Genomic DNA, 9,272 nt, shown 5'->3' with positions numbered 1-9,272 from the left:
TCGCCCTCGTAGCTGGCCGCCGCCTGCGCCATCAGCTCCCCTGCGGGCGCCCGCCCGCCGGCCGGAGCCAGGGCGGCCCGGCAGTCGTGGTCCACGGACGCGAACGGCAGCTGCCAGGCCGGGTCGGGCCGGGCCGAGAAGCCGTCGGGCAGCCGCGGCTGCTCGCTGAGCGCCTCCCGCAGCCGGGCCGCGGCCTGGGCGTCGAGGTATCCCGCGACGGGAGCGCCGCATCCGCCGAGGAGCGCGCACGCCAGGGCCACGATGATGATCCGCATGATCGTTGCCTCCCCGGGCGACCAATGCGGCAATCTACGCAAACGCTAAAGGGTGCCCCCATCTGGGCTTACCAGACGAGAGCACCCTTTACGCCGAGCAACGCCCGATCGGCTAGCTGACCGGAACGTTGCCGTCCCCCCGGGAGCATCCTCACGCCGCGAACCCCACCCGGCGATCGGATGCTTCCCCTAGTGACACCCACCGCACTGGGTGTCGAGACAAAGGTGGCGTACGCCGCTTGCAGCAGGCTTGTAGAACACTTGCCACATCTATCCCAAAGCGGTCAGGGCGCTGTCAGTCGTGCTCGGCAGCGGCCGGTACGGCCTCCTCGTCGTCCGTCCTCGACGCCACGCGGCGGACCACCACGGTGCCGATCCGGTTGCGCCGGCCCGCCAGGCTCTCGGCCGTCAGCCGCAGCCCGGCCACCTCGGCCTCCGAGCCCGCGATCGGCACCCGCCCCAGCGCGTGCGCCAGCAGCCCGCCCACCGTCTCGACGTCGTCGACCTCGATCTCGGTGTGGAACAGCTCGCCCAGCTCGTCCACCGGCATCCGGGCCGTCACCCGGACCCCGCCGTCGTCCATGGCCTCGACCCGAGGCGCCTCCTTGTCGTACTCATCGGCGATCTCGCCCACGATCTCCTCCAGGACGTCCTCGATCGTGACCAGGCCGGCCGTACCGCCGTACTCGTCGATCACGATCGCCATGTGGATCTGCCTGGCCTGCATCTCGCGCAGGAGCTGGTCGATGGGCTTGCTCTCGGGGACGTAGGCGGCCGGGCGCATGATCGACTCGATCTTCTCCTCGCCGCCGTCCTCGCCCGCCTCGTGCACCCGCCGCGTGACGTCCTTGAGGTAGGCGATGCCGATGACGTCGTCCTCGTTCTCCCCGACGACGGGGATGCGCGAGAACCCGCTGCGCAGCGCCAGCGACAGCGCCTGGCTGAGCGTCTTGCCGCGCTCGATGAACACCATGTCGGTACGCGGCACCATGACCTCGCGCACCAGCGTGTCACCCAGCTCGAAAACCGAGTGGATCATCTCACGCTCGTCCGGCTCGATGACCCGCCGCTCCTCGGCCAGGTCGACCAGGTCGCGCAGCTCCGCCTCGGAGGTGAACGGCCCGTCGCGGAACCCCTTGCCGGGGGTCAGCGCGTTGCCCAGCAGGATGAGCAGCTTGGGCAGCGGCCCGAAGATCCGCGTCAGCCCGTACACGACGGGGGCGCTGGCCAGCGCGATCGGCTCGGCGTGCTGACGCCCCAGCGTGCGCGGCGACACCCCGACGATCACATAGCTGACGACGATCATCACGGCCGCGGCGGACACGTACGCCCAGCCCTGATCGTCCATCAGGTCGATGAACAGCAGTGTCGCGATCACCGTGGCGACGAGCTCGCAGCTCAGCCGCAGCAACAGCAACAGGTTGAGATAGCGCGGGGGGTCGGTGACGATGGCCTGCAGCCTCCCGGCCGCACGCCGTCCCTCACGGACGAACTCCTCCGCGCGCACCCGCGAGATGCGCGTCAGTGCCGTCTCCGCACTGGCGATCAGACCACCGATCACCACCAGGGCGATGGCCAGCGGCAACCAGGCGTTCACGGCGACTCGCGCACCTCCCGCCACGACTCGAGAAGCCGGGCCTGCAACCCGAACATCTCCTTGTGCTCCTCAGGATCGGCGTGGTCGTAGCCGAGCAGGTGGAGGATGCCGTGCGTGCACAGCAGCTCCAGCTCGTCCTGCGCGCTGTGCCCGGCCTCCTCCGCCTGCCTGGCGGCCACCGGCGGGCAGAGCACCACGTCGCCGAGCAGCGCCGGGTCGGCGGAGGAGTCGGCGTCGCCGCGCGCCCCTCCGCCCGGCCGCAGCTCGTCCATCGGGAAGGCGAGCACGTCGGTCGGCCCCGGCTCGCCCATCCACTTCTCGTGCAGCTCGGCCATGGCGTCCTCGTCGACCACGACGATCGACAGCTCGGCGAGCGGGTGGATGCCCAGCTCGCCGAGCACGTGGGTGGCCAGCTCGACGAGCCTGTGCTCGCCGACCTCGCTGCCCGACTCGTTGTTGATCTCGATGCTCATCGCCGCTTGCCCCTGTGCTGCTGGATGGGCTTCGGCTCCTGCAGCGCGTCGTAGCGGCCGTAGGCGTCGACGATCTCGCTGACCAGCTTGTGACGTACGACGTCGGCGCTGGTCAGGCGGGAGAAGTGGATGTCGGGGATGCCGTCGAGGATCTCCTGCACCACCCGCAGCCCGCTGACCGTGCCCGAGGGCAGGTCCACCTGCGTGACGTCACCGGTCACCACGATCTTCGAGTTGAACCCGAGCCTGGTGAGGAACATCTTCATCTGCTCGGCCGAGGAGTTCTGCGCCTCGTCGAGGATGATAAAGGCGTCATTAAGGGTACGGCCACGCATATATGCCAGCGGCGCCACCTCGATCGTGCCCGCCGCCATCAGCTTCGGGATCGAGTCGGGGTCGACCATGTCGTGCAGCGCGTCGTACAGGGGGCGCAGGTACGGGTCGATCTTCTCGTACAGGGTGCCCGGCAGGAACCCGAGCCGCTCCCCGGCCTCCACCGCCGGACGCGTCAGGATGATGCGGTTGACCCGCTTCTCCTGCAGCGCGCGCACGGCCTTGGCCATGGCGAGATAGGTCTTGCCGGTGCCCGCGGGACCGATGCCGAACACGACCGTGTGCTTGTCGATCGCGTCGACGTAGCGCTTCTGGTTGACGGTCTTGGGGCGGATCGTGCGGCCGCGCGAGGACAGGATGTCGAGCGACAGCACCTCGGCCGGCCGCTCGGAGGTCATGCGCAGCATGGCGATGCTCCGCTCGACGGCGTCGGCCGTGAGCTCGCCGCCGCTGCGCAGCACCTCCACCAGCTCCTCGAACAGGCGCACGACGGCACTGCTCTCGTCGGGGCTGCCGGTGACGGTGATCTCGTTGCCACGCACGTGGATGTCGGCCCTGAAGGCGCCCTCGATGACGCGCAGCAGCTCGTCACGGGAGCCGAGGAGGCTGACCATGGGATATTCGTCCGGAATCAGCACCTTGGCTTGAGTGCGCGAGGGAGGTGCCGTTCGGCGGGATTCGTGTAGTTCGGACATGGGCAGGCCCGCGGCCTGATGCCTCCCGGTCTCATCGGGTGTACTTCTGTGCCCATCGTAGCCGGGACCAGGCCGATTGCTCGCGCCAATATCAACGCGCCGGAACTACCCCGGCGGCCAGGTCAGGCCACGCCCGCCGAGCACGTGGGCGTGCACGTGGAAGACCGTCTGCCCGGCGGCGGCCCCGGTGTTGAACACGATCCGGTAGCCGTCCTCGGACACGCCGTCGATGGTCGCGACCTCCTGGGCGGACTTCAGCACCTCGCCGGCCAGGTCGTCACCGGCGTCGGCGAGCGCGGCGGCGTCGGCGTGGTGGTCCTTGGGGATGACCAGCACGTGCGTCGGAGCCTGCGGGTTGAGGTCGCGGAAGGCCAGCGTCCTGCCGGACTCGTAGACGACTTCGGCGGGGATCTCCTTGGCCACGATCTTGCAGAAGAGGCAATCGCTCACAGCAGCACCCTACCCACAGGGCGGGTCGGCCTCGATCTTTCCCAGCGCGGCGACCCGCAGTTCGCGGGCGATCGTCCTGATGCCGTCCTCGGCCGGCGGGTCGTCGGCGAGGACGTACTTCGTGACGCACCTTCTGAAGACGTCGCTGAAGCGGCTGTAGTGCGCCAGCTTGGGCCGCGCGGCCCGGTGGCCCTTCAGGGTGTCGCGGACGGCGTCCGCGAGTTCCTGGAGCTGCGGGCGCGTCGGTGGCGTCCCGTCCTCTCCGCCGTGGGGGCAGGTGGACACCTTCGTGTAGGCGGCGGTGAGCACGGGCGCGTATCCGCCGCACGCGAACAGGACTCCCTGGTTCTGCGGGGTGAGGAGGTGGCGCATCAGCTTGACGGCGGCGTCGTACTTGGTGGACCCGGCGGTGACGGCGAGGTTCGAGCCGCCGAGCGTGGCGGGGCCGGGCAGCTCGGACACGTGGAAGTCCGGGTCGCCCCTGCTGATCAGCTGCAGGGCCGCGTACGGCCAGTGGCGCAGGTAGGGGGCCTTCCCCTCGGCGAAGGCCATCAGGCTCTCCTCCTCCTTGGCCGACCATGATCCGCTCATGGTGCCCCGCTGGTTCTCCCACCAGAGGCGCCACAGCGCGGTACGCGCGTTGCCGAGGTTCTCCGGCCGGTCGAGCACGATCTCGCCGTCGTCGTCCACCACCTCGGCTCCGTAGGCTCTGAGCAGTTCGAGCAGCCCCACGGTGCCGCCCTCGAAGTCGTCGAGCTGGGCCAGGTAGACGTCCTTGGCGGGGTCGATCGCGGTGGCGCGCGTCCGCTCCCAGAGGTCCTGCCAGTCCGCCGGCCGCGACTGCTCCTTCCTGCGGTAGAGGAGGCCGACGTCGAGCGCGAACGGCAGCGCGTACTGCCTGCCCTCCCAGGCGCCGCTGGCGCTCGCCTCCGGCACCAGGCCGCCGGGGACGTCGCCGGGGTCGATCTCGTGGAGCAGCCCGGCGGCGGCGAACTCGGGCGTCACGGCGCTGTCGATGATCAGCAGGTCGTACGCCTGGCAGGGGGCGGCCTGGGCGGCGGCCAGCATCTCGGCGTGCTTGAGGTCGGCCACCTTGGAGATCTCGATCATCTGGGTCTTCCCCCAGCTCTCGATGATGCGCCTGCGCTCGCCGCCGACGCTCACGTCGTCACCGGTGGCGATCTTCAGCTTGCCGTCGTCCTTGCACTCCTCCTCGCTCAGCCTGTTCAGCGCCGCGGGCACGCCGAGCGCGAGCAGGATCCCCGCGGCGGCCCCTACCGCCACGGCCCGCCATCCGCGCGCGGTCACAGGAGCTTCCGCCACAGTCGCGTCAGCTCCTCGTCCACCTGCCGGGCCCGCTCCGCGTCCGTCGCCCCGTCGACGGGCACGCACGTGAGATCGGGCGCGGCGTCACGCAGCTTCTCGAGGTGGGGGGCCTCGCACGACTGCGCGCCGGTGAGCAGCAGCCGGACCCTGAGCCCATGGACCTGTCCCAGCGCGGACACCGCCCCGCCGACGTCGCCCGTCCTGGTCCCGCCGTCGGTCAGCATGACGATCAGAGGGTTGTTCTTGCCCTGGAGCAGGGGTACGGCCTGCTTCAGCACGTCCGCCAGGGGAGCGTCGCGGCCTTCCGCGGTCAGGTTCGGCAGCCCTCCGGTGACGCCGTCGATCGTCGTGACGATCTCGCCGAGCCCATGAGGGGCGGAGAAGGTGACCAGCCCGACGTCGTCGCGCTTGTCGTGCAGCCGCCCGAGCAGGGTGCCGGCCGCCGAACGAGCCTTCTCCATCGGGACGGTGCTGCCGATCCCGTGGCTCATCGAGCCGGACCTGTCGACCAGCAACAGCAGGGACGTCATGGGATGGGCCTCGGCGAGGCGGTCCATCAGCCGCTCGATCCGGTCGGCCGGCTCGGCGGAAGGTGTCGCGGCGGGGGGCGCCTGCGGGGTGTGGGTCGTGCCGAGCGGCAGGTCGCCGAGGTCGTTGACGCCTTCCGCGTCGCGGTAGCCGTAGCGGGTGAGCCCGTCCTGGGCGAGCCAGTCGTGGAACGCGCTCACCGCCCCGTCGCGCCGGGCACTCCACTGACCGGCCCATCTCAGCCGGACGTACCGGTAGCTGAGCGAGGGCAGGTCGTCGAGCGGGTGCATGGTCAGCTTCTCCGCGGGCGCCCCCGACGGGCAGAGGCCGGGGACGTCGGACGCGCGGAAGAGGTGCTCCGGCACGATCATGGCGAGCTTCTCGCCCTTGGGGCGCTCGCACACGAGCCTGGCGGCGTCGGACAGCGGCAGGCCGGGCGGGGTGTAGGCCATCTCCTTCCTGACGTCCTGCGTGGAGTCGGCGCCGTAGAGCGCGGTGCTCGCGACGAGCCCGATCTCCGACAGGTCGGCGCGCGGCCTGGCCAGCGGCGCCCCGGCGCTCCCGAGCCATTCCTCCATGGCCGGCAGGGTGTCCGGTGCGGACTTCTGGTGGTCCAGTGCCGCTTCCAGCCGCTCCGTGAACGCGACGACCAGGGCGGAGGAGGCCACCGGCGCCATCGAGTGGAACTCGACCGACGAGAGATTGTGGAAGGCCCTGCGGAGATAGGCCTCGGTGTCGGCGCTGGAGGCGATCAGGATGTCGGGATGGATGGCGATCAGGCCGCTCACGTAGGCCTCGCCGTCATTGGAGGGCAGGTTGGTCCACCCTTTCACCGATCTGCCCATGGTGGCGATCGGCGGCTGCGGCGAGACGGAGAGCCGTACCGAGGGACAGCCGCGCAGGTCGGCGCTCTCGCGCGCGTAGCGCAGCCCCGCGTCGGTCAGCGCGGCCACGTTCTCGGCCGCGCTGAGCACGCGCAGCTCCAGCGGGTGGTCGCAGGGCCTGGAGGTGGCCCAGCCGACGGCGACCGGCAGGATCGGCCGTACGAGCGTGACCGCGAGCATCCCGGCGGCGAGGCCGAACGCGTACGGGCCCGCCACCCGGGCGCCCCGCGCGACGGCCGTCCACCGCGGCCTGAGTGGGCCGAAAATGCGCCAGAGCCAGGAGAAGAACGCCCTCAGCGATGTACGGAGCCAGCCGACGGCCTTCCCCACCGGGCCGAGCCGGACGCCCCACGTGGCGGCCACGACGAGCGCGCTCACGGCCACGCCGACCCCGGCGAGCACGGCGACGACTCCGTTGTGCTTCCCCGCCACTGAGGCCGCAATAGCCCCTAAAAACGTCCAAAGCGGTGTCACGATGGCCGCCACGTCCTTGAGCCGCTCACTTCGTGATGGGCGATCGGCTCTGTCGGGGGACTCGGGTGGCCGCATGCTGGTTTCGATGCTAAGCCCGAGCGCCGGGGGGCGGGCGACCCTGAGCGTCTGTTGCGAATCGGTAATCCGCCGTGCCGTGCGTTCGAAGATCCTCGCAGTTAGGGTTAGTGTGCGACACTTCAGCAAAATAGGACGATTCAGGGTCGGGCGAGGCCACCTGGCGAGGACACGACTGGGTAATGCCCCCTAAGGAACCGCAAGAGCGTAAACCCTCTGGGAAGGCCGCGCGTCCCAATGATGTGACCACCGAAACCCTCCTGGCCGACAGGTCGTTGGGGGCGGTGCCGGTCGGGTGGGACGCCGACATGGCCGTGACCGCGCTCTACAGCGCGCACTTTCGGTCATTGGTGCGTCTCGCTGTGTTGCTCGTCCGTGACATAGCGACCGCCGAGGAAGTCGTGCAGGACGCGTTCGTCGCCATCCATGGCGCCTGGCGCAGACTGCGCGATCCCGACAAAGCACTCGCCTACCTGCGGCAATCTGTCGTCAACCGGTCCCGTTCCGTGCTGCGTCACCGCGCGGTCGTCGAGAAGTACGCGCCCAAGGGCCTGCCCGACGCTCCGAGCGCCGAGAACGGCGCGATCGGCGAGCTCGAGCGCTCAGCCGTCATCGAAGCGCTAAGGTCCCTGCCAACACGTCAGAGAGAGGCCCTCGTCCTTCGCTACTACGGTGATCTGTCCGAGGCTGAGATCGCCCACGCCATGGGCATCAGCAAGGGCGCGGTCAAGAGCCACACGGCTCGTGGCATGGCCGCCTTGCGATCCGTCCTGGAGAAAATGTCATGACCCAGTCCCCCGACGAGTACGGCGACGTCCTGCGCCGTGTGCTCCGCGCGGAGGCGGACACGGTCGTGCCCTCGCCGGAGGGATTGGAGATCATCCGTGCCCGCATCGAGCGGCGCGGGGTGCGCAACCTGTTCTGGTGGCGCGCGGGCGCGGCCGCGGCCAGCGCCCTGCTGGTGGCGGGCACGATCGTGATGGTCGTCCCGGAGCTGCGCCAGCGGGTGACCGAGGTGGTCACGCCGGTCGAGAACTCCACGCCGACCAAGCCGCCCGCCAACTCCTCGACCAGCCGCCCGAACTCGCCGCCCAGGCAGAACGCGTCCGCCGATCCTCCGGTCGTCGTGGTGCCCGTTCCGTCCACGTCCGAGCCGGCGCCGCCCACCGAGACCGCGAGGTCCACCAGCAAGCCGACGCCCAGGGCGACGCCGACGCCCACGCCGGCCACGACGTGCCCGACGCCCGCCGAGGAGCAGCCGCCGCCGGACGACTGTCCCTCCGAGGCGACGTCCACGCCGACGCCGACCCCGTCATCGTCGCTCTCGGAGCCGAGCACGACGGCCACCACCACCTGCCCGGCCGAGGAGTGCCCGCCGGACGAGGGCGCCGACGCCACGCCGAACACGTTCGCCAGCCCGCTCGGCGACACCGTCGCCTCAGCCACCCCCAGTTAGCCACCAGCGGCCGCGGTCAGCCACCAGCACTCGCGGTCAGCCACCAGCGGCGGCCGTTGACTACCAGCGGCCGGTACGGGCCAGCAGCACCGACGCCGCCGCCACCCCGGCCGTCGAGGTGCGCAGCACCGTGGGCCCGAGCAGCACCGGCACCGCCTTCGCCGCCCTGAACGCGGCCAGTTCCCCGTCCGACACCCCGCCCTCGGGCCCCACCACGACGACGATGTCGCCTCCGGCGGGCAGTTCCACGCCGGTCAGCGGCTCGGCGGCCTCCTCGTGCAGCACCAGCCCGAGCGCCGCCCCGGCCAGCAGCGCCCCGACACCGGACGTGGAGACAGGCCCGGCCACCTCCGGCAGGTGGAAGCGGCGGGCCTGCTTGCCCGCCTCACGCGCCGTCGAACGCCACCTGGCCAGCGCCTTGGCCGCCCGCTCGCCCTTCCACTGGGTGATGCTGCGCGAGGCCGCCCAGGGCACGATCACGTCCACGCCGGCCTCGGTCATCATCTCGACGGCCAGCTCGCCCCGGTCGCCCTTGGGCAGCCCCTGGACCACGACCAGCCGGGGGGACGGCGGCGGCACCTCGTATCGGCCGAGCACGTCGAGCCTGAGCGCGTCCTTCAGCGCCTCGCGCACGACGCACTCGGCGACGCCGCCGGCGCCGTCGGTCAGATCGAGCCGCTCACCGGCGCGCAGGCGCCGCACGGAG

Annotated in this window: 10 protein-coding genes; 2 read left to right on the top strand and 8 right to left on the bottom strand. The window is 70.9% G+C overall.

Translation table 11 applies throughout. The features are described from left to right. From KME77_RS15500 to KME77_RS30315, 7 genes are all read right to left on the bottom strand, one after another. Positions 1-275 (bottom strand): hypothetical protein (locus tag KME77_RS15500; RefSeq protein WP_219467501.1); only part of this gene is annotated, 275 nt, incomplete at its 3' end. Positions 276-570: 295 nt separating this feature from the next. Beyond that, positions 571-1,872 carry a hemolysin family protein gene (locus KME77_RS15495; protein ID WP_219467498.1) on the bottom strand — a complete coding sequence of 434 codons (1,302 nt, stop codon included), beginning with the start codon at positions 1,870-1,872 and terminating at the stop codon, positions 571-573. Next, complete coding sequence (ybeY, locus tag KME77_RS15490; protein ID WP_219467495.1) at positions 1,869-2,345, bottom strand: rRNA maturation RNase YbeY; 477 nt, start codon at positions 2,343-2,345, stop codon at positions 1,869-1,871. Before ybeY ends, KME77_RS15495 begins: the two co-directional genes overlap by 4 nt. Further along, entirely contained in the window at positions 2,342-3,373 is a 1,032-nt protein-coding gene (locus tag KME77_RS15485; RefSeq protein ID WP_219467492.1) for a PhoH family protein, read from the bottom strand. The genes ybeY and KME77_RS15485 overlap by 4 nt, the downstream gene beginning before the upstream one ends. Before the next feature lie 105 nt (positions 3,374-3,478). Next, on the bottom strand, positions 3,479-3,823 hold the full coding sequence (locus KME77_RS15480) for a histidine triad nucleotide-binding protein (RefSeq protein ID WP_219467489.1): 345 nt from the start codon (positions 3,821-3,823) through the stop codon (positions 3,479-3,481). Between the two features lie 9 nt (positions 3,824-3,832). Beyond that, on the bottom strand, positions 3,833-5,146 hold the full coding sequence (locus tag KME77_RS15475) for an extracellular solute-binding protein (protein ID WP_219467486.1): 1,314 nt from the start codon (positions 5,144-5,146) through the stop codon (positions 3,833-3,835). Further along, positions 5,128-6,993: a VWA domain-containing protein gene (locus KME77_RS30315; RefSeq protein WP_219467483.1), complete on the bottom strand. Its 1,866-nt coding sequence runs from the start codon at positions 6,991-6,993 to the stop codon at positions 5,128-5,130. The genes KME77_RS15475 and KME77_RS30315 overlap by 19 nt, the downstream gene beginning before the upstream one ends. 425 nt (positions 6,994-7,418) lie before the next feature. Between KME77_RS30315 and KME77_RS15465 the strand changes: the two genes are divergently transcribed. Both KME77_RS15465 and KME77_RS15460 read left to right on the top strand, forming a co-directional pair. Next, positions 7,419-7,898: a SigE family RNA polymerase sigma factor gene (locus KME77_RS15465; protein WP_219467503.1), complete on the top strand. Its 480-nt coding sequence runs from the start codon at positions 7,419-7,421 to the stop codon at positions 7,896-7,898. Continuing rightward, complete coding sequence (locus tag KME77_RS15460; protein WP_219467482.1) at positions 7,895-8,566, top strand: hypothetical protein; 672 nt, start codon at positions 7,895-7,897, stop codon at positions 8,564-8,566. The genes KME77_RS15465 and KME77_RS15460 overlap by 4 nt, the downstream gene beginning before the upstream one ends. 60 nt (positions 8,567-8,626) lie before the next feature. Here KME77_RS15460 and KME77_RS15455 read toward each other — a convergent pair. Continuing rightward, positions 8,627-9,272: 16S rRNA (uracil(1498)-N(3))-methyltransferase (locus KME77_RS15455; RefSeq protein ID WP_219467477.1), on the bottom strand; the 646-nt coding region annotated here is incomplete at its 5' end.

This window comes from Nonomuraea rhizosphaerae (assembly GCF_019396405.1).
Lineage (GTDB): Bacteria > Actinomycetota > Actinomycetes > Streptosporangiales > Streptosporangiaceae > Nonomuraea > Nonomuraea rhizosphaerae.
The sequence above is the reverse complement of the archived record's forward strand: the minus strand, read 5'-3'. Positions and strand labels throughout refer to the sequence as shown.